Here is a 19718-nt window from a genome sequence, read left to right on the forward strand (position 1 = left end):
CCAGCGTGCCTTCAGGGCGGGTAAAGTCGATCAGCACGTCGAAGTTGTTCACCACGGCTTCCAGGTTATCGCTCACCTTCACGCCCAGTGGGCCAGTCCCGGCCAGCTCACCAGCGTCAACACCCACCAGAGAGGAGCCTTCACGCACCAAAGCTGCGCCTAAGCACACGCCGTCCGCCTCCTGTGCTGCCTGAATGAGCTGACGCCCCATGCGTCCTGCGGCGCCAACAACGGCAAGGCGGATTTGTGCATTGTTCATAATGAATCCCTGTATAAAGTCTGTGCATGCAAAGCGCTGACAGGTTAACCATGCGGTAACCTCCGCGCCACAATAAAAACACCATGATTAGAATTTTATGCCAGACGCGGCGGATTATCAGTAAAACAAATTTTGTCTGGTTTTGATCGAGGGAAAATCGGGGGATTTAAAACTTCCGCAGCAGGGCGCTGCGGAAGACTGTTACTCTACCTGGCGGACGTCGACTCGCAGCTCTTTCGGCACTTCGAAAACAATGTTTTCTTCGCGGCCAATCAGCTCGATAGCCGCTTCGCCACCAAATTCGCGCAGGCGTTGGATCACTTCCTGCACCAGAATGTCCGGCGCGGATGCGCCTGCCGTAACACCTACACAGCTCACGCCTTTAATCCACTCTTCCTGAATGTCATCGGCTGAGTCGATCAGTCGCGCAAGTTTCCCTGCACGCTGTGCCAGCTCTGCCAGACGGTTGGAGTTGGAGGAGTTGCGTGACCCGACAACCAGAACGACGTCAGCATCTTTTGCCAGTGTCCGCACGGCTTCCTGACGGTTGGTGGTGGCATAGCAAATGTCATCTTTGCGTGGGCCAACGATCTTCGGAAAGCGGGCACGCAACGCATCAATCACTTCATAAGTGTCATCCACCGACAGCGTGGTCTGAGTCATAAAGCACAGGTTGTTTTCATCTTTAACCTGCAGTTTATACACATCATCAGGCGCTTCGACCAGATACATGCCGCCTTTCGGGCTGCTGTATTGACCCATCGTCCCTTCTACTTCCGGGTGGCCTGCGTGGCCAATCAGGATCGCTTCAGTGCCTCTACGGCTGGCTCGCGCCACTTCCATATGCACTTTTGTTACCAGCGGACAGGTGGCATCAAACAACATCGTCAGATCGCGTGCTTTGGCTTCAGCCCTGACGGCCTGAGAAACACCGTGCGCAGAGAAGATCAGGATCGAGCCGTCTGGCACTTCGCCAATGTCTTCAATAAAGATGGCACCGCGCTCGCGCAGGCTGTTGACGACATAGCGGTTATGCACCACTTCATGACGCACGTAAATCGGCGCGCCGTACATTTCCAGCGCCCGCTCCACAATGCTGATGGCGCGATCTACGCCGGCACAAAAACCGCGGGGATTAGCCAACAGGATTTGCATTTGTCGCCTCCAGTACCGGATCGATCTCCAGCACTTCAACCTCAAAGTGGATAGTCTGCCCGGCCAGCGGATGGTTGAAATCAACAGTGATCGAATCACCGGAAATCTCGCGGATCACACCAGGCATCTCGTTGCCATCCATGCCACTGAACAACATGATAGCGCCGATCTCAGGCTCGCCTGCCTGAGTAAAATCACGGCGGGAGAAGTACTGAAGCAGATCCGGGCTGCTCTGGCCAAAAGCATCGTCTGCCGTCAGCGAGAAGGCTTTCTTATCGCCCACGCTCAGTCCCAGCAGCTGAGACTCCAGACCTTCAGACAGGCTGCCGTCGCCCAGGCTGAACAGCGCTGGTTTGCCGTTGTTGCGCGTGGATTCCGCCGTTGAGCCATCTTCCAGCTTCAAGGTGAAATGCACCAGCACCGCGCTCTCGCGCTGTACAGAATCAGTCATGCCCTGCCCTTAATTTTTAGCCTGTTTGCCGGACGGGCTGAGAAAGCCCTCCAGCACGATCAGTGCAGCACCAATACAGATGCCGCAGTCAGCAATGTTGAAGGTGGCAAAGTGCCAGTCACCCACATAGAAGTCGATAAAGTCGACGACAAAGCCATGATACGCGCGGTCAAACAGATTGCCCAACGCGCCGCCAATAATCAGCGCGTAAGCAATATTATTTAACTTATTGCTGGCCGCAGTGCGGTACATCATCACCAGCAACGCTACCACAATCGCCACGGCTATGCCGGCAAAGAACCAACGCTGCCAGCCGCCTTTATCGGCGAGGAAGCTAAATGCCGCCCCGTAATTATGCGCATAGAAGAAGTTGAAAAATGGCATCACTGACATCGACTCATGCAACATCAGCGTGTTCATAATCCACTGCTTGCTGCCGAAGTCGATGGCAATCACCACCAGAACCAGCCAGACCCAGCGTAAACCGGTAGAGAAGATAGGTTTACTCATCAGGCAAACTTACGCTGTTCGCCAGCGCCAGCAATGTTGGTGGCACAACGTCCGCACACATCCGGATGCTCAGCACTCTGACCAATGTCAGTAGTGTAATGCCAGCAGCGTGGGCATTTCTCGCCTTCTGCTTTATGCAGGGCAATTTTCAGACCTTTCACCAGCTCGCTCTGCTGAGCTTCTTCGGTTGCCAGCGCGTAGTCAGCTACCTGCGCACCGGAGGTCAGCAGCACAAAGCGCAGCTCGTCACCCAGACTGGTCAGCTTCTGCGCCAACTCTGCATCGGCATACAGCGTTACGGTCGCTTCCAGTGAACCGCCAACACGCTTATCAGCACGCGCCTGCTCAATCACCTTATTCACTTCGCCACGCACTTTCAGCAGCTCAGCCCAGTAGCTGTCGTTCATCGATTCGTTATCCGCCAGACCAAACAGGCCGTCGAACCACTCTCCGGTGAAGACATACTTTTCACGCTTACCTGGCAGCTCGCCCCAGATTTCATCTGCGGTGAAGGACATGATCGGTGCCATCCAACGAACCAGCGCTTCAGCGATGTAATACAACGCTGTCTGGCAGCTACGACGAGCCAGGCCATCCGCTTTCGCGGTGTACTGACGGTCTTTAATGATGTCCAGATAGAACGAACCCATCTCAATCGAGCAGAACTGCATCAGACGCTGTACGACTTCGTGGAAGTCATAGCTCTCGTAAGAAGCCAGGATATCGTCCTGCGCTGCTTTGGCACGGCCTACAGCCCAGCGATCCAACACCACCATCTCTTCTGGTTTCACGCTGTCGGTTTCAGGATTGAAGCCGTTCAGGTTAGCCAGCAGGAAGCGAGCGGTGTTACGGATACGACGGTAAGAGTCAGCAGAGCGCTTCAGGATCTCGTCCGAAACGGCCATTTCACCTGAGTAATCGGTAGAAGCTACCCACAGACGCAGGATGTCGCCACCCAGTTTGTTCATCACGTCCTGCGGAGAAACAGTGTTACCGATAGATTTCGACATCTTACGGCCCTGACCATCAACGGTGAAACCGTGGGTCAGTACCTGGCGGTAAGGCGCTTTGCCTTTCATCGCCGTCGAGATCATCAGAGAAGACATGAACCAGCCACGGTGTTGATCCGATCCTTCCAGATACAAATCCGGCGAGTGACCGTCGAATTCTGAACGGGCATCTACTACCGAGAAACTGGTAGAGCCAGAGTCAAACCACACATCCAGCGTGTCAGGGACTTTGACGTAGTTTTCAGCGTCTGCGCCCATCAGCTCACTGGCGTCCAAATCCCACCAGGCCTGAATGCCGTCTTGCTCAACGCGCTGAGCGACTTTCTCCATCAGCTCAAGGGTATCCGGGTGCAGTTGCTCGGTGTCTTTATGCACGAACAACGACATCGGCACGCCCCAGGTACGCTGGCGGGAAATACACCAGTCTGGTCGGCTGGCGACCATTGATTCAATACGCGCCTGGCCCCAATCTGGGATCCACTGTACGCCTTTGATCTCTTTCAATGACTGCGCACGCAGACCTTTCTGATCCATGCTGATAAACCACTGCGGCGTAGCACGGAAGATGATCGGCGTTTTGTGACGCCAGCAGTGTGGGTAGCTGTGCAGCAGTTTTTCCACATGCAGCAGCGCGCCTTTTTCACGCAGGATCTCAACGATCATGTCGTTGGCTTTAAAGACGTTGACGCCGTCTAGCGTTGGATAAGTGCCTGGCAGGAAGCTGCCGTCTGGCCCAACTGGATTGGCGGTTTCAATACCGTATTTCTGGCCGATAACAAAGTCATCAGGACCGTGGCCCGGAGCGGTATGCACAGCACCCGTACCGGCATCCAGCGTCACGTGGTCACCCAGCACTACTGGAGAAGTATGATCCAGGAACGGATGTTTGAAAGGTTGCAGCTCAAGAGAAGCCCCTTTCACTTCGCCCAGCACGTTCCACTCGGTAACACCTACGCGCTTCATCACGCTTGCGACCAGGTCTTTTGCCAGGATCAGCGCGCGGCCTTCAATCTGCACCAGTTCGTATTCGAATTCAGGGTGCAGAGAGATCGCGCGGTTAGCCGGCATGGTCCACGGCGTGGTGGTCCAGATAACCAGTGAGATTGGGCCTTCAACGTTCGTCACGCCAAATTTAGCCTGCACCGCTTCTTTATCGACGGCGTTAAACATCACGTCGATTGAAGGGGAGGTTTTGTCGTAATACTCGACTTCGGCTTCTGCCAGCGCAGAGCGGCAGTCCATGCACCAGTGCACCGGCTTGGCGCCTTTGTGCATATGGCCGTTGCCAATGATCTTGCTGAGCGCACGAATGATGTTCGCTTCAGTTTTGAAGTTCATGGTCAGGTAAGGACGATCCCAGTCGCCCAGCACGCCCAGACGGATGAAGTCCTTTTTCTGGCCTTCAACCTGCTCTGCCGCGTATTCACGGCAGGCAGCACGGAACTCTGCCGCAGTGACTTTCTCACCCGGCTTACCGATCATCTGCTCAACTTTATGTTCGATAGGCAGACCGTGGCAGTCCCAACCTGGTACATACGGCGAGTCAAAGCCCGACAGACCTTTGGACTTCACAATAATGTCTTTCAGAATCTTGTTAACTGAGTGACCAATATGAATGCTGCCGTTCGCGTAAGGAGGGCCATCATGCAGGATAAAGGTTTTTTTCCCTTTTTTGGCTTCGCGGATGATGCCGTACAGGTTGTCATCATACCAACGTTGCAGCATTCCCGGTTCACGCTTGGCCAGATCGCCACGCATCGGGAACCCCGTTTCCGGCAAATTCAGGGTAGATTTATAGTCACTCATCAGATTCTCGATTCCGTATTTCGGTTCTGTTTAAACCGGTGTTTGCAGCCCAAAAAAGGTTCTGGCGCTCACCACATCTTTAGCAATTTGCTCTTTGAGCTCGTCAAGTGAAGCAAAACGCTGCTCATTTCGTATTTTTTGACAGAGCACCACGTCTATATGGCGTCCGTACAGGTCCATTGCAACGTCCAGCAGATGAACTTCTAACTGCTGGCGCAGGCCGGCTACCGTAGGGCGCGTGCCAATATTGGCAACACCGGGCAGCGGTTTATCGCCCAGCCCCAGCACTTCAACGGCATACACGCCTTTCACCGGCGAAACATAGCGTCTCAGCGGCAGATTGGCGGTAGGAAAGCCCAAAGTACGGCCCAGTGCATCACCGTGCACGACCCGGCCTGAAATGCTGAAGGGATGTCCAAGAAGTGAAGCCGCCAGCGGCAGATTATCTTCGGCCAACGCCTGGCGGACTGCCGTACTGCTGATGCGCTTGCCCTCATCGCAGAAGGTCTGGGTGCTGATGACATCAAAGCCCTGTTCGATGCCAGCAGTCTGTAATAACAGGAAATCCCCCTGGCGACCAGCGCCAAAGCGGAAGTCATCGCCCACGGCCAGGAATTTCACATCAAGTTTATTCACCAGCAAATCGCCAACAAAACTTTGGGCTGTCAGGGCTGCAAAGCGGCGATCGAAACGCACGCACAGCACCGCATCCACGCCCGCTTCGCTGAGGTAGCGAACTTTGTCCCTCAGGCGTGTTAGCCTGGCTGGGGCTTTATCAGCCGCAAACAATTCCAGCGGTTGGGGCTCGAATATCATCACCACCACCGGCAAATTGCGTTGGCGTCCTTCTTCACACAGTCGGGCCAGCAGCGCCTGATGGCCGCGATGCACCCCATCGAAATTGCCGATGGTCAGTACGCAGCCGCGATGCTGCTCCCTAAGGTTATGTATGCCGCGGATAAACTTCATGGCTGGCTCAAATTTGTGGAAATCGGCGGATTATACCTTGTACAGCCAGGAAGGTTAACCCGCGAATGCGGCTTTACTCTGTTTATCGCCGCATTTTCTGCGGTAGACTGGCTCCCTGAGCGGCATTAGCATTTATCTTGTGATTAAGCTGTATTCGGTGAGATGAAGCTGGTAGAATCTTGCGCCATCGAAACGTAATAGAGTGTCGTGTGTTTGGCGGCGCTTATTTGCACAAATCCATTGACAACCATGGGCGAAAGAGGCATATTCCTCGGCCTTTGAATTGTCCTCATAGAACTATTTGGGAGTTGGACCTTGGCTAATATCAAATCAGCTAAGAAACGCGCAGTAACGTCTGAGAAGCGTCGTAAGCACAACGCTAGCCGTCGTTCAATGTTGCGTACTTTTATCAAGAAAGTCTACGCGGCTGTCGCTCTTGGCGATAAAGCAGCTGCGCAGAATGCATTTAATGAAATGCAACCAATTGTGGACCGTCAGGCAGCTAAAGGCCTGATCCACAAAAACAAAGCTGCACGCCATAAAGCAAATTTGGCTGCACAGATCAGCAAACTGGATTAATCCCCAGTCTGTTAATCGGCTTTGATGAAAAAACCGGCTCTGCCGGTTTTTTTGTGTCTGCAATTCAGGAAAACAAGGCAGTAAAATCTTTATTGCAGATACGCTGTACCGCCGGGTGCTGGATCATCCGCTCCGCAAAGATCACATGGTACTCTTCCACCACGCTCTCAATCCTTCCCAGTTCGACAATCCCCTTTTCATAAAAGATGTCATTCGAGTAGCTGGATGGCGCAACAAAGATGGCGTTATGGCTGGCACCAAAAGCCTTCATTAAGGCCGCATCATCAAACTCACCAAGAATATCGACTTCCAGTCCCTGAGTCTGAAACCAGTTCAGCAGCTTTCTGCCCAACATGGATCGACGGCCGGGGATCAGCAGTTTTCGCTGCTCAAGACAGGCCGGGAAAGGTAACTCGGGTTGCGGTGTCTGGCACCAGAAGCTGATACAGGATTCGCCCAGCTTAACGGAGAACAGCCCTTCCTGCTGAGTGGAATCAATGGGGCAGTCCGACAGGATCATATCCAGCTTGTGCTGGCTGAGCTGCTCAAGCAGCATTTCGTGGGTCGACTCAAAACAGCGCAGATGAATTTTGTCTTCATCGACTACTGCGGTTTGCAGCACCTGGCTGACCAGCCTTTTCGACAGCACATCCGCCACGCCCACATCGAACAGCAGGCTGGCTTCCTTACGGTAGTTCACGATATCCAGCATCTCCTGGCTGAGCTGAAACATCTTATCCGCATAGCGGAAGACCAGCTGCCCAAGCTCAGAAGGCACCAGTCCTCTTCCCTGACGTTTGAACAGCTTGCCCTTTAGACGGTCTTCCAGCGCTTTGATCTGCCCGGTAATGGTCTGCGGCGTAAGATTAAGGGCATCTGCCGCGCCAACCACAGAACCGGCTTTGCAAACCTGCCAGAAGTAATAAAGGTGGTTGAAGTTAATGTGTGACATGCGCGCCTCCCTGATGGCGTCATCAGAACCGGCCAGCCGAAGCTGACCGAAGCCGCATTATCTGAGCTTAAGCCGCAGCAGCGTATAACCCATCACCGCTGAAATGGCCGAACCCACCAGAATACCCAGTTTTGCCAGTGTCACCATCTCTTCATGGGCCGCATCGAAAGCTAGTGAAGCGATAAAGATCGACATGGTGAAGCCGATACCGCACAGCAGGCCAACAGCGGCAATATCCTGCATGCGTGTGCCATCCGGCAGCGCCGCAATCTTCAGTTTTACCGCCAACCAGCAGATCACGGTGATCCCCAGCGGTTTACCGATAAGCAGCCCCAGAATAATGCCGATTGGCACCGCAGACAGCAGACCCTCAGCAGAGACGCCGGTTAACGAGACGCCTGCGTTGGCAAAGGCAAACAGCGGCAGGATAACCCAGCTGACCCATGGCGCCAGACCATGCGCCAGATGCATAGCGGGAGAGTGGCCATTCTCTTTCTTCAGCGGCACAAAGAAGCCCACCAGCACGCCAGCAACCGTCGCGTGGATGCCAGACTTCAGCACCGCCACCCACAGAACCATACCAACCAGCATGTAAACCGAGATACTGCGAACGCCCAGCCGGTTGAGCAGTGCCAGCGCTACAATCGCTCCGCCTGCCACTGCCAGTGAAGCCACTGACAGATCCTGGGTATAGAAGAAGGCGATAATCAGGATAGCGCCAAGGTCATCAATCACGGCCAGCGCCATCAGGAACATTTTCAGTGCAGGCGGTACGCGGCTGCCGAGCAATGCAAGGATACCCAGCGCAAAAGCAATGTCTGTAGCTGTCGGAATCGCCCAACCGTGAATAGCCAGAGGATCGTTATGGTTCAACGCTGCGTAAATCAGCGCCGGGGCCATCATGCCGCCAACTGCGGCAATCAGTGGGAACATCGCACGTTCGCGGGTAGCCAGCGAGCCCGAAACCAGCTCATGCTTCACTTCCAGACCGATCATCAGGAAGAACACCGCCATTAACGCGTCATTGATCCATAACAGCAGGTTTTTGCTGATGTCCAGGCTGCCGAAGCGGAATTCGACGGGCATATTCAGGATGGCCTGGTAGGCCTGTTGGGTTCCGGCGGTGTTAGCCAGAATCATCGCTATCGCCGCGGCGATAATCAAAACCACCCCGCCGGTGGCTTCATTTTTCAGGAGTCGTTTGAGCACTGCATTCATCAGGGCATTCCCTTAACAAAGTGATGAAGAAAAGTACCGTCAGCATACTCGCTTTGACTGCTCGTAAAAAACAGTTTATTCCCGGTTGTAAGGTAGGTATTTCCGAGCTATGAGCGTTTCCAGGGAAAAGACCGCATAAGGGAGGGAAGAAAAACAAAAAAAAACGGACAGCCTGAGCTGTCCGTTAGTCTGACTTCCGCGAAAATTAACGGGTCAGGTCATCGAAGAATTTCTTCACGCCATCGAAGAAGGTTTTCGAGCGTGGGCTGTTTTTCTCGCCGCTTGGGCCGCCGAAACTCTCTTCAAGCTCCTGCAGCAACGCTTTCTGCTTCTCGTTCAGGCTGACCGGGGTTTCCACTACCACGCGGCACAACAGGTCGCCCTGAGCACCACCGCGTACGGATTTAACACCCTTACCGCGCATACGGAACAGCTTGCCGGTCTGGGTTTCCGCCGGGACTTTCAGCTTCACACGGCCATCAAGGGTCGGCACTTCAATCTCGCCGCCCAGCGCTGCCATCGCGAAGTTGATCGGCACTTCGCAGTACAGGTTATTCTCTTCACGCTCGAAGATTGGGTGCTTACGCACCTGCACCTGAACGTACAGATCGCCTGCTGGTGCGCCGTGTTCGCCAGCTTCACCTTCGCCCGTCAGCCGGATACGGTCGCCAGTGTCCACGCCAGCCGGGATTTTCACCGACAGGGTTTTGGACTTCTCTACGCGGCCGTGACCGTGGCAGGCATTACAAGGATCTTTGATTACCGAGCCACGACCGTGACAGGTAGGACAAGCCTGCTGTACGGTAAAGAAGCCCTGACGCATCTGAACCTGGCCCTGTCCATGACAGGTGCCACAGGTCTGTGGTTTGGTGCCCGCTTTCGCGCCGCTACCGTCACAGACTTCACACTCTTCCAATGTAGGAATGCGGATCTCTTTGGACACGCCGCGGACAGCTTCTTCAAGCGTCAGCTCCATGTTGTAGCGTAAATCGGCACCACGCGCAGCACGCTGCTGACGGCGTCCTCCGCCAAAGATATCGCCGAACACGTCGCCAAAGATATCGCTGAAATCGGCACCGCCGCCGCCAAAGCCGCCGCCGCCACCGCCCATACCGCCCTGTTCAAAGGCTGCATGACCGTACTGATCGTAAGCTGCACGCTTCTGTCCATCAGTCAGAATTTCGTAAGCTTCCTTCACTTCTTTAAATTTGGCTTCGGATTCTTTATCACCTGGATTACGGTCAGGGTGGAATTTCATCGCCAGGCGTTTGTAGGCCTTTTTGATTTCACGCTCATCCGCTGATTTGGAAACGCCTAAAATCTCGTAATAGTCTTGCTTCGCCATACTGGTGTTCCTGCCCTTACATGCGTGCACGGGCGTGGAGAAATTCCCACGCCCGTGCCGGTTATCATCAGTGGCCTGGTTCAGACCACCGTGCCCGCTCAGGGCGATTATTTTTTGTTGTCTTTCACTTCTTCAAATTCAGCGTCGACAACGTCGTCATCTTTCTTCGCAGAAGCGTCACCGGCATCAGTTGCGCCGCCAGCGGCCTGCTGCTGCTGAGCGAACTCCATCAATTTGCTGGAGACTTCAGTCAGCGCCTGCATTTTCGCTTCGATGGCGTCTTTGTCTTCGCCTTTCAACGCTTCATTCAGCTCGGCCAGGGCTGCCTCAATCGGCGCCTTGTCGTCTGCTGGCAGTTTATCACCGGCTTCATCCAGCTGCTTACGGGTGCTGTGCGACAGATGATCGGCTGTGTTACGAACCTGAACCAGCTCTTCAAACTTACGGTCGGCATCGGCGTTAGCTTCAGCGTCACGAACCATTTTTTCGATCTCTTCGTCGTTCAGACCAGAAGAAGCTTTGATGGTGATCTTCTGCTCTTTACCGCTGTTTTTGTCTTTAGCAGACACGTGCAGGATACCATCGGCATCGATATCGAAGGTGACTTCGATCTGCGGCATACCGCGCGGTGCGCCCTGAATCCCGTCCAGGTTGAACTGGCCCAGAGATTTGTTATCCGCAGCACGTTTACGCTCACCCTGTACCACGTGAATGGTAACAGCAGACTGGTTGTCTTCAGCAGTTGAGAACACCTGGCTGTGTTTGGTCGGGATAGTGGTGTTCTTGGTGATCAGCGAAGTCATCACGCCGCCCATGGTTTCGATACCCAGGGACAGAGGAGTCACGTCCAGCAACAGAACGTCTTTCACTTCACCAGCCAACACGCCACCCTGAACCGCAGCACCTACCGCTACCGCTTCATCCGGGTTCACGTCTTTACGTGGCTCTTTACCGAAGAACTCAGCCACTTTCGCCTGCACCATTGGCATACGAGTCTGGCCACCAACAAGAATCACGTCATCGATGTCTGAAACAGACAGACCAGCATCTTTCAGCGCCACTTTCAGTGGATCGATTGAGCGAGCAACCAGATCTTCAACCAGTGATTCCAGCTTCGCACGGGTCACTTTGATGTTCAGGTGCTTTGGACCAGTCGCATCAGCAGTGATGTACGGCAGGTTCACGTCGGTCTGCTGGGCAGAAGACAGTTCGATTTTCGCTTTCTCTGCAGCTTCTTTCAGACGCTGCATTGCCAGCGGATCGTTGTGCAGATCGATACCAGAATCTTTCTTAAATTCTGCGACCAGATAGTTGATCATGCGGCTATCGAAGTCTTCACCACCCAGGTGGGTATCACCGTTGGTTGCCAGCACTTCAAAGGTTTTTTCGCCATCAGCTTCATCGATTTCGATGATAGAGATATCGAAGGTACCGCCGCCCAGGTCATAAACCGCGATAGTACGGTTGCCCTGACCTTTATCCATACCGTATGCCAGTGCGGCTGCGGTTGGTTCGTTGATGATACGTTTTACGTCCAGACCTGCGATACGGCCGGCGTCTTTCGTTGCCTGACGCTGCGCATCGTTAAAGTAGGCTGGTACAGTGATAACCGCTTCAGTGACTGGCTCACCCAGGAAATCTTCAGCCGTTTTCTTCATTTTCTTCAGCACTTCAGCAGAAATCTGCGGCGGTGCCATTTTCTGGCCTTTCACATCGATCCAGGCGTCGCCGTTGTCAGAACCGGCAATTTTGTATGGCATGATTTTGATATCACGCTGCACTTCTTCGTCCTGGAAGCGACGGCCAATCAGGCGCTTGATCGCAAACAGGGTATTCTGTGGGTTGGTCACAGCCTGACGCTTAGCCGGTGAACCGACCAGAATCTCGCCGTCCTGGGTGTAAGCAATGATTGAAGGGGTGGTGCGATCGCCTTCTGCATTCTCAAGTACGCGCGCTTTGCCACCGTCCATAACAGCGACACAAGAGTTAGTCGTACCCAGGTCAATACCAATAATTTTACCCATCTATACATCTCCCACTTAAATTTATGTCAAATCAGTTTATGAACACTTAATGCGGGCTTTTTTTGCCGTTTCAACCGTTGGCGCCGCGCTTTTTCTCCAGGTCCATAACCTTGGATGCCAAATAAGATGGGGCCATCCGGAGCGGCATCAAGGGGCAAGATGAAAAAAATTTCGTTTTTTCCACTCTCCAGATCAAGGTTTTCCAGCCTGCGGATCATTATGATGCCGCGCGTGCTGAAAAAATGGGGTCATTCCTGCGCAAAATCAGCACCCTTCCATCACTTATTTCACTTTTATTTGTCGTTTTATCTTTGATACCAGAGGATTTATGCACAGCAGCAAATTAGCAAACCCTGGCCCGCTCGGCCTGATGGGATTTGGCATGACCACCGTCTTACTTAATCTGCATAATGCCGGTTTTTTTCCGATGAACTCCGCCATTATCAGCATGGGACTGTTCTTTGGCGGTCTGGCCCAGATTCTGGCAGGCCTGCTGGAGTATAAAAAAGGCAACACCTTCGGCCTGACAGCCTTCACGGCTTATGGCTGTTTCTGGCTAAGCCTGGTAGGAATTCTGCTGTTGCCGCGCCTTGGGCTGGCTGAAGCGACCGATGCAAAGGTGCTTGGCCTCTGGCTGGCTTTGTGGGGTGTCTTCACGCTGTTTATGTTCTTTGGCACGCTACGCGCCAACCGCGCTCTACAGTTGGTCTTCAGCAGCCTGACGCTGCTGTTCGCTCTGCTTGCCCTCGGCAATATCACCGGCAATCAAGCCGTGCTGACGCTGGCGGGCTATGAGGGCATTCTTTGCGGGGCAAGCGCGATGTACCTTGCCATGGCTGAAGTGCTCAATGAGCAGTTGGGACGGAAAGCACTGCCAATCGGCGAGATGAACGACCAGCAGTTGGGGCGGAGAGCGCTGCCAATCGGTGAGATGAATCAGGCGTAAGACGTTTGAGGAAGTGATACGCCCTGCCGTTGAGAAACGACAGGGCTTTTTTATCAGCTGAAGGTGCGGCCGACGACAGCTTCACGCTTGCTATCGCGCTTCAGATAAATGCCGACCAGCAGACCAATAGCGGATAACGCCAGCACATAGTAAGCCGGAGCCAGCGGCGTCACGGCCATGATCAGCGTGACAAAAATCGGGGTTAAACCGCCAAAAATAGCGTAAGCCACGTTATAGGAGAAGGCGATCCCGGTGAAACGCACGTCTGCCGGGAAGGCACGCACCATCACATAAGGCACCGCGCCTACCACACCAACGCTGAAACCTACCAGCGCATAGCAAGGGAATAACAGGTCCGGATGGACTCCCACCGTCCGGTAGAATAGCCAGCTGCAAACCGCCAGGAACAGGCTGCCCACGATCAACGTTTTGCTGGCGCCAAAACGATCGGCGGCAAAACCCGCGCAGATACAGCCAACCAGCAGCATCACTGTCGCCAGGCTGTTGGCCTGAAGTGCCTGTGCACCTGGAATACCAAACTGCTTTTGCAGCAAGGTTGGGGTCATCAGGATCACCACAACGATCCCTGCCGAAAGCAGCCACGTCAGCAACATGCTGATAGCGATTTCTCTTTTATGCTTCATCACCACCGCTTTCAACGGCAGTTCCGCCGCCAGAGCTTTACGGGCTTTCATCTCGATAAAGATTGGGGTTTCATGCAACCAGCGGCGCAGGTAAAGCGCGATAAAACCGAACACGCCCCCCAACAGGAACGGAATACGCCAGGCACCGGCAGAAATGCCCTGTGGGCCAAATGCCGTATTCACCAACGTTGCGACAACAGAGCCTAACAGGATACCAGCGGTCAGCCCGGCGGTGAGCGTCCCGCAGGCAAATCCGATGCGTTTTTCCGGCACATGTTCAGCCACAAACACCCACGCGCCCGGCACTTCGCCACCAATTGCCGCACCTTGCAGCACGCGCAGGAGTAAAAGCAGGATTGGCGCGGAAATGCCCAGCGTGGCGTAGGTTGGCAACAGCCCCATCGCCAGCGTTGGCAGTGCCATCAGCAGGATACTCAGGCTGAACATCTTCTTACGGCCCTGGCTGTCGCCGAAATGCGCCATGATGATGCCACCCAAAGGACGGGCAAGGTAACCCGCGGCGAAAATAGCGAAGGTCTGGACCTGGCGTAGCCAGTCAGGAATATCCGGAGGGAAGAACAGATCGCCTATCGCGGCAGCAAAAAACACGAAGATAATGAAGTCGTAGAATTCCAGCGCGCCACCCAGCGCCGCCAGAGAAAGGGTTTTGTAATCCTGCCGGTTCAGACGGCGATCGTTATCGTGAAGCATAATTATTCAGGCACATCCAGAAGTAGAAGAAAAAAGTATAGTTCGACGTTGTAAAGCTAACCGTACTATACCGTTCAATTCCCGCCACACCAGTGTTGCTGGATCTTATGCCTGAATTACGCCATTTTTAGCCGTTTGTTTCACGCCGCGCACTTTTAGGGCGAAAAGCTGCTACAACGGCGTCATTGGTCTCCACATACGGCCCTTCCAGCAGTTGGATGCAATACGGCACGCTGGCAAAAATACCCTGGACCTTCGCTTTGCCATCGGCCTCTTTCAGCCCTTCCAGCGTCTCTTTGATCGATTTCGGCTGACCCGGCAGATTGATAATCAGCGATTGTTTACGGATCACGCCAAGCTGGCGGGAAAGAATGGCAGTGGGCACAAAGTTAAGGCTTATCTGGCGCATCTGCTCGCCAAAACCAGGCATTTCGCGGTCCGCAATGGCCAGCGTGGCATCCGGCGTGACATCACGGCGAGCCGGCCCCGTTCCTCCGGTGGTCAGCACCAGATGGCAGAACAGTTCATCCACCAGTTCACAAATTGTCTGCTCAATGATCGGTTGTTCATCCGGCACCAGCCGCTTTTCAATCTCGAACGGCGTAGCCAGAGCCTGGGTCAGCCAGGCCTCAAGTGCCGGCAGACCTTCATCCTGATAGATGCCGTTGGCGGCGCGATCGGAAACCGAAATTAAGCCTATACGTAGTGTATTCATCTGGTCGTCACTGTGTTTACGGCCACGGTAAAAGCGCGGGCGTGGGGGAGGATAAAAGCAGGATAAACCATTACAAAGCGGGATGTACAGCGGGGCAAAACAGTGGCCGGATAACCGGCCACGCTTAACGACTTACAGCAGGTCGGCAATCATTTTATCGAGTTTGCCCTGGTCGAGAGCAAAGTTACGGATGCCCTGAGCCAGTTTATCTACTGCCATCGGATCCTGGTTGTGCTCCCACAGGAACTCAGATTCCGTCATTTTAGCCGGACGAGCTTTCACTTCACCGGTGTAAGACAGTTTACGCTCCAGCGTCCCTTCGGTTTCTGCCAGCTCTTTCAGCAGGTTCGGGGAGATGGTCAGACGGTCGCAGCCAGCCAGCTCAATGATTTCGCCGACGTTACGGAAGCTGGCGCCCATGACTACGGTTTCGTAGCCATGCTGCTTGTAATATTCGTAGATTTCAGTCACAGAAACCACGCCTGGATCTTCGTGCGCAGCGTACTCTTTCTTGTCGGTGTTGGCTTTGTACCAGTCCAGAATACGACCCACGAAAGGTGAAATCAGGAACACGCCAGCTTCAGCACAAGCACGAGCCTGAGCGAAGGAGAACAGCAGCGTCAGGTTACAGTTGATGCCTTCTTTTTCCAGCTGCTCAGCAGCACGGATGCCCTGCCAGGTGGAAGCCAGTTTGATCAGGATGCGGTCGTTGCTGATGCCAGCATCGTTGTACAGTTTGATCAGGGAACGGGCTTTGTTGATGCTGCCTTCGGTGTCGTAAGACAGACGGGCATCCACTTCGGTAGAGACACGGCCAGGCACCAGCTTCAGGATTTCCAGACCGATATTGACGGCCAGCTTATCCGCAGCGAAGTTCACCTGCTCTTCTTTTTTGCTGCTCTGATCGCGAGCCCAGGTTACCGCTTCATCAATCAGTTTGCGGTATTCAGGAATCTGCGCGGCGCTCAGGATCAGGGAGGGGTTGGTGGTAGCATCTTGCGGCTTGTACAGCTTCATCGCTTCAATGTCGCCGGTGTCGGCAACAACAGTGGTCAGTTGACGCAGGGAAGTCAGTTTATCCGTCATGGTTGTCATTCTCATCAGAGTAGAGTTATCGGGTTCTTGAAAATGTCTGACATGGATAATATCACGCGAAACTGGCCATGCAAGGTAAGGTTTCCCGCAGGCCACGCAGTGCTAAATTGCCCGGGAATACCCCTTGAGAGCGCCGGGAATCAATAAAGGCAATGGCAGCGATTACTCCTTTTATCCCCTTTTTTTGCTAAAGTAGCGGCTGCACACTTTTGCCCATGGCGGCATATTCATACAAGGACTCAGGCATGTTGATGGTTATCTCCCCAGCCAAAACGCTGGATTTTGAAAGCCCGCTGGCGACCAAACGTTTCACCCAACCCGCGTTGCTGGATGATTCCCAAAAACTGATTGAGGTCGCCCGTAAGCTGAGCCCCGCGCAAATCGGCTCACTGATGCATATCAGCGACAAACTGGCTGGACTGAACGCAGACCGCTTCCATAACTGGCACCCGCCGTTTACGCCGGAGAATGCGCGTCAGGCCATTCTCGCCTTCAAAGGTGACGTTTACACCGGCCTGCAGGCTGAAACGTTCAAAGAGAAAGACTTCGATTTTGCTCAGCAGCATTTGCGGATGCTTTCCGGTCTTTATGGCCTGCTGCGCCCGCTGGATTTGATGCAGGCGTATCGTCTGGAAATGGGCATTAAGCTGGAAAATCCGGCAGGAAAAGATCTCTACACCTTCTGGGGCGATAAGCTGACCGAAGCGCTGAATGCGGCGCTGGCAGAACAAGGCGACGATGTCTTGCTGAACCTGGCTTCCGACGAATATTTCAAAGCGGTGAAGCCGAAGAAGTTAACTGGTCGTATCATCAAACCGGTGTTCCTGGACGAGAAAAACGGCAAGTTCAAGGTGATCAGCTTCTATGCTAAGAAAGCGCGTGGCTTGATGAGCCGCTATGTCATTGAGCAGCGCTTAACAAAACCGGCCCAGCTGAAGAAGTTTGATGTGGACGGCTACTTCTTCGTCCCGGAAGAAAGCAGCGACAGCGAAATGATGTTTAAGCGCCGCGAAACGGCCTGACCTTAGCGGATGACTGGCAGAATAAAAAAACGGCCCTTTTCAGGGCCGTTTGTTTTGGGTGATCAAGCCCTCAAAGGGGCGAACACCTTATTTATGCAGCAGGAACTCACGCAGCTCAGCGAAGTCCGCTTTCATCTCATGAGAGAGCAGCGGCAAATCAGCACGCTGGGCCAGCTCTTCAGGGACCGGGATTTTGCGGTCGAGGATCTCTTCCACACTTTCGATAAACTTGGCCGGGTGCGCCGTGCCCAGGAACAGACCAAACTCCCCTTCCTGCAGCTGATCGCGCAGCATACGGTAAGCAATGGCAGCGTGCGGCTCTGAAACGTAACCCAAATCCGCCAGCTCACGCATCGTTTCTTTGGTAGTTTCATCATCCACTGCGCCAAAGCCCAGGTCAGTCAGACGCCAGGTTTTACGGCGGAAGATCTCTTCCACGCGCGGCCAGTTGTTCGGCTGGCTGACATCCATCGCGTTGGACAAGGTGGAAACCGTCACGTTCGGCTGCCACTCACCCTTCTCCAGGAAGCGCGGAACGGTATCATTGGCGTTGGTTGCGGCGATAAAGCGTTTCACCGGCAGGCCAAGTGACTTCGCCAGCAGGCCCGCGGTCAGATCGCCGAAGTTGCCGCTTGGTACGGAGATCACCAGCTGATTGCGCTTCTCCTGAGGCAGTTGCGCTACGGCTTCAAAGTAGTAGCAAATCTGCGCCAGCAGGCGGCTGATGTTGATCGAGTTCGCCGAGTTCAGGCCAATGGCTTTCTTCAGCAGCTCATCGTCGAAGGCTTGCTTGACCAGAGACTGACAGGCATCAAAATCGCCTTCAATCGCGATGGTCTGAATATTGCCACCCAGCGTACAGAACAGTTTCTCCTGCAGCGGACTGATTTTGCCTTTCGGATAGAGGATCACTACACGCACGTTTTCCATACCGAAGAACGCATGGGCAACAGCCGCGCCAGTGTCACCGGAAGTGGCGGTCAGAATAGTGATTTTCTCATCGGCTTCGCTGACGTAAGAGAGCATCTGCGCCATAAAACGGCCGCCGAAGTCTTTGAACGCCAGCGTTGGACCGTGGAACAGCTCCAGCGCAGAGATATCCTCCGTCACCTTTTGCACCGGTGCCGGGAAGTTGAAGGCGGTTTTCAGGCGCTGTTGCAACTGATGAGGCGCGATCTCATCGCCAATAAAGGCAGAGAGGATTTTGCTACTGCGGGTAACGAAATCCATTTCCAACATCTCGTCGATGTCGGTCAGTTCAAACTCAGGCAGCTCAAGCGGAAAGAACAGGCCCTGCTGTTTACCCAGGCCTTGTTTAACAGCCTGCGAGAAGCTTACCTGCTCGTTGTGATCCTTAAGATTATACAGTTTCATGCGTTATCCCAGTTTACGTGCGCCTGCCGTGTCTATGCGGCAGATATGAACGAAGCCTTCATCATTTTGCAGATAGTGCTGGCTGAGCCAGTCTGCCATGCGCTGCGCCGTGTCCAGTTGGTTACAGACGGCGAACAGCGTTGGGCCGGAACCCGAAATACCACAGGCCAGTGCGCCAATATCCTGCGCGGCCTGGCGGGCTTCAGCAAATCCCGGTAACAGTTTGGTGCGGTAAGGCTCGGCGATCACATCGCGCATCAGCTTTGCCGCCAGCTCCGGTTGCTGCGTGTGGCAGGCATGAATAAACCCACCCAGATAGCGACCGTGCTTAATAATGTCTTCTTTACGGTACTGCGCCGGCAGAATAGCGCGGGCTTCAGCAGTAGAGACTTTAATTCCCGGATAGGCCATCACCCAGAACCAGTCATCAAAGCCTGGCACCTGCTGGCTGATAATCCCATTTTCCTCCAGCATCAGCTGAATGCCCCCGAGGAAGCAAGGCGCCACGTTATCATAATGCACGCTGCCGGAAATACGCCCTTCCAGCTCGCCCATCAGCGCCAGCAGTTCGGTGTCGCTTAACGGTTTGCCACAGTGTTCGTTCATCGCCATCAGACCAGCGACGACGGAACAGGCGCTGGAGCCCAGACCGGAACCGATCGGCATGTTTTTTTCCAGCGTCATCGCTACCGGCACGCGCTTGCCAATCGCTTCGCAGAAACGGTCCCAGCACTGCCAGACAATGTTTTCCTGCGGATTGGTTGGCAACTTGCTGACGAAGCGCCCTTCGTTACGCAGGCTGAATTCGCTGGCCGCTTCCACGGTCACACAGTCGCCCAGCAACGAGCCATCAACCGGAGACACCGCCGCACCCAATACATCAAAGCCCACGCTTACGTTGCCGATTGAGGCAGGGGCATAAATCTTCACCAT

18 protein-coding genes and 1 pseudogene are annotated in these 19718 nt (G+C 54.1%); 3 read left to right on the plus strand and 16 right to left on the minus strand.

Annotated features, from left to right (window positions below):
* The 6 genes and pseudogenes from WCC56_RS17255 to ribF form a co-directional block, all read right to left on the minus strand.
* Positions 1–259, minus strand: a pseudogene (locus WCC56_RS17255) (4-hydroxy-tetrahydrodipicolinate reductase); the annotation flags it as partial.
* A 201-nt stretch (positions 260–460) separates the two neighbouring features.
* A complete protein-coding gene (gene ispH, locus WCC56_RS17260) occupies positions 461–1414 on the minus strand; it encodes a 4-hydroxy-3-methylbut-2-enyl diphosphate reductase (protein WP_424693562.1) in 954 nt (317 codons plus the stop codon).
* Positions 1395–1865 (minus strand): FKBP-type peptidyl-prolyl cis-trans isomerase, encoded by a 471-nt coding sequence (fkpB, locus tag WCC56_RS17265; RefSeq protein WP_424693563.1) that lies wholly within the window; start codon positions 1863–1865, stop codon positions 1395–1397. Before fkpB ends, ispH begins: the two co-directional genes overlap by 20 nt.
* 9 nt (positions 1866–1874) lie before the next feature.
* Positions 1875–2375 (minus strand): signal peptidase II, encoded by a 501-nt coding sequence (gene lspA, locus WCC56_RS17270; RefSeq protein WP_424693564.1) that lies wholly within the window; start codon positions 2373–2375, stop codon positions 1875–1877.
* Positions 2375–5191, minus strand: a complete 2817-nt coding sequence (ileS, locus tag WCC56_RS17275) for an isoleucine--tRNA ligase (protein ID WP_424693565.1) — start codon at positions 5189–5191, stop codon at positions 2375–2377. The genes lspA and ileS overlap by 1 nt, the downstream gene beginning before the upstream one ends.
* 30 nt (positions 5192–5221) lie before the next feature.
* Positions 5222–6160, minus strand: coding sequence for a bifunctional riboflavin kinase/FAD synthetase (gene ribF / locus WCC56_RS17280; protein WP_424693566.1), 939 nt, complete (start codon positions 6158–6160; stop codon positions 5222–5224).
* Positions 6161–6475: 315 nt separating this feature from the next.
* On the opposite strand from ribF, the gene rpsT reads away from it, so the two are divergent.
* Positions 6476–6739, plus strand: coding sequence for a 30S ribosomal protein S20 (gene rpsT, locus WCC56_RS17285; protein ID WP_013200708.1), 264 nt, complete (start codon positions 6476–6478; stop codon positions 6737–6739).
* 64 nt (positions 6740–6803) lie between these two features.
* Here the strand turns inward: rpsT and nhaR are convergent, their stop codons facing one another.
* The 5 genes from nhaR to WCC56_RS17310 form a co-directional block, all read right to left on the minus strand.
* Positions 6804–7691, minus strand: coding sequence for a transcriptional activator NhaR (gene nhaR / locus WCC56_RS17290; RefSeq protein WP_424693567.1), 888 nt, complete (start codon positions 7689–7691; stop codon positions 6804–6806).
* Positions 7692–7748: 57 nt separating this feature from the next.
* Positions 7749–8909: a Na+/H+ antiporter NhaA gene (gene nhaA, locus WCC56_RS17295; RefSeq protein ID WP_424693568.1), complete on the minus strand. Its 1161-nt coding sequence runs from the start codon at positions 8907–8909 to the stop codon at positions 7749–7751.
* Between the two features lie 205 nt (positions 8910–9114).
* Entirely contained in the window at positions 9115–10254 is a 1140-nt protein-coding gene (gene dnaJ / locus WCC56_RS17300) for a molecular chaperone DnaJ (protein ID WP_424693569.1), read from the minus strand.
* A 107-nt stretch (positions 10255–10361) separates the two neighbouring features.
* Positions 10362–12278, minus strand: coding sequence for a molecular chaperone DnaK (gene dnaK / locus WCC56_RS17305; protein ID WP_424693570.1), 1917 nt, complete (start codon positions 12276–12278; stop codon positions 10362–10364).
* A gap of 26 nt (positions 12279–12304) precedes the next feature.
* Positions 12305–12496 carry a hypothetical protein gene (locus WCC56_RS17310; RefSeq protein ID WP_424693571.1) on the minus strand — a complete coding sequence of 64 codons (192 nt, stop codon included), beginning with the start codon at positions 12494–12496 and terminating at the stop codon, positions 12305–12307.
* 110 nt (positions 12497–12606) lie between these two features.
* Here WCC56_RS17310 and satP point away from each other — a divergent pair, with 110 nt between their 5' ends.
* Complete coding sequence (satP, locus tag WCC56_RS17315) at positions 12607–13224, plus strand: acetate uptake transporter (protein ID WP_424693572.1); 618 nt, start codon at positions 12607–12609, stop codon at positions 13222–13224.
* Positions 13225–13277: 53 nt separating this feature from the next.
* Here satP and WCC56_RS17320 read toward each other — a convergent pair whose 3' ends face one another.
* The 3 genes from WCC56_RS17320 to tal form a co-directional block, all read right to left on the minus strand.
* Positions 13278–14579 (minus strand): MFS transporter, encoded by a 1302-nt coding sequence (locus tag WCC56_RS17320; protein ID WP_424693573.1) that lies wholly within the window; start codon positions 14577–14579, stop codon positions 13278–13280.
* A 127-nt stretch (positions 14580–14706) separates the two neighbouring features.
* Entirely contained in the window at positions 14707–15294 is a 588-nt protein-coding gene (mog, locus tag WCC56_RS17325; RefSeq protein ID WP_424693574.1) for a molybdopterin adenylyltransferase, read from the minus strand.
* A gap of 132 nt (positions 15295–15426) precedes the next feature.
* A complete protein-coding gene (gene tal / locus WCC56_RS17330; RefSeq protein ID WP_424693575.1) occupies positions 15427–16380 on the minus strand; it encodes a transaldolase in 954 nt (317 codons plus the stop codon).
* A gap of 254 nt (positions 16381–16634) precedes the next feature.
* Between tal and yaaA the strand changes: the two genes are divergently transcribed.
* Entirely contained in the window at positions 16635–17411 is a 777-nt protein-coding gene (gene yaaA, locus WCC56_RS17335) for a peroxide stress protein YaaA (RefSeq protein ID WP_424693576.1), read from the plus strand.
* A gap of 87 nt (positions 17412–17498) precedes the next feature.
* Here yaaA and thrC read toward each other — a convergent pair whose 3' ends face one another.
* Together thrC and thrB are read right to left on the minus strand one after the other, a co-directional pair.
* Positions 17499–18785, minus strand: coding sequence for a threonine synthase (thrC, locus tag WCC56_RS17340; RefSeq protein ID WP_424693577.1), 1287 nt, complete (start codon positions 18783–18785; stop codon positions 17499–17501).
* Positions 18786–18788: 3 nt separating this feature from the next.
* Entirely contained in the window at positions 18789–19718 is a 930-nt protein-coding gene (gene thrB, locus WCC56_RS17345; protein WP_424693578.1) for a homoserine kinase, read from the minus strand.

This window comes from Erwinia sp., assembly GCF_049696395.1.
GTDB lineage: Bacteria > Pseudomonadota > Gammaproteobacteria > Enterobacterales > Enterobacteriaceae > Erwinia.

What these genes read in the sequence shown, in the direction of transcription:
- ispH (WP_424693562.1), bottom strand. Translation starts at nt 1,414, where the DNA reads ATGCAAATCCTGTTGGCTAATCCCCGCGGTTTTTGTGCCGGCGTAGAT.
- fkpB (WP_424693563.1), bottom strand. Translation starts at nt 1,865, where the DNA reads ATGACTGATTCTGTACAGCGCGAGAGCGCGGTGCTGGTGCATTTCACC.
- lspA (WP_424693564.1), bottom strand. Translation starts at nt 2,375, where the DNA reads ATGAGTAAACCTATCTTCTCTACCGGTTTACGCTGGGTCTGGCTGGTT.
- ileS (WP_424693565.1), bottom strand. Translation starts at nt 5,191, where the DNA reads ATGAGTGACTATAAATCTACCCTGAATTTGCCGGAAACGGGGTTCCCG.
- ribF (WP_424693566.1), bottom strand. Translation starts at nt 6,160, where the DNA reads ATGAAGTTTATCCGCGGCATACATAACCTTAGGGAGCAGCATCGCGGC.
- nhaR (WP_424693567.1), bottom strand. Translation starts at nt 7,691, where the DNA reads ATGTCACACATTAACTTCAACCACCTTTATTACTTCTGGCAGGTTTGC.
- nhaA (WP_424693568.1), bottom strand. Translation starts at nt 8,909, where the DNA reads ATGAATGCAGTGCTCAAACGACTCCTGAAAAATGAAGCCACCGGCGGG.
- dnaJ (WP_424693569.1), bottom strand. Translation starts at nt 10,254, where the DNA reads ATGGCGAAGCAAGACTATTACGAGATTTTAGGCGTTTCCAAATCAGCG.
- dnaK (WP_424693570.1), bottom strand. Translation starts at nt 12,278, where the DNA reads ATGGGTAAAATTATTGGTATTGACCTGGGTACGACTAACTCTTGTGTC.
- WCC56_RS17310 (WP_424693571.1), bottom strand. Translation starts at nt 12,496, where the DNA reads ATGATCCGCAGGCTGGAAAACCTTGATCTGGAGAGTGGAAAAAACGAA.
- satP (WP_424693572.1), top strand. Translation starts at nt 12,607, where the DNA reads ATGCACAGCAGCAAATTAGCAAACCCTGGCCCGCTCGGCCTGATGGGA.
- WCC56_RS17320 (WP_424693573.1), bottom strand. Translation starts at nt 14,579, where the DNA reads ATGCTTCACGATAACGATCGCCGTCTGAACCGGCAGGATTACAAAACC.
- mog (WP_424693574.1), bottom strand. Translation starts at nt 15,294, where the DNA reads ATGAATACACTACGTATAGGCTTAATTTCGGTTTCCGATCGCGCCGCC.
- tal (WP_424693575.1), bottom strand. Translation starts at nt 16,380, where the DNA reads ATGACGGATAAACTGACTTCCCTGCGTCAACTGACCACTGTTGTTGCC.
- yaaA (WP_424693576.1), top strand. Translation starts at nt 16,635, where the DNA reads ATGTTGATGGTTATCTCCCCAGCCAAAACGCTGGATTTTGAAAGCCCG.
- thrC (WP_424693577.1), bottom strand. Translation starts at nt 18,785, where the DNA reads ATGAAACTGTATAATCTTAAGGATCACAACGAGCAGGTAAGCTTCTCG.
- thrB (WP_424693578.1), bottom strand. Translation starts at nt 19,718, where the DNA reads ATGGTGAAGATTTATGCCCCTGCCTCAATCGGCAACGTAAGCGTGGGC.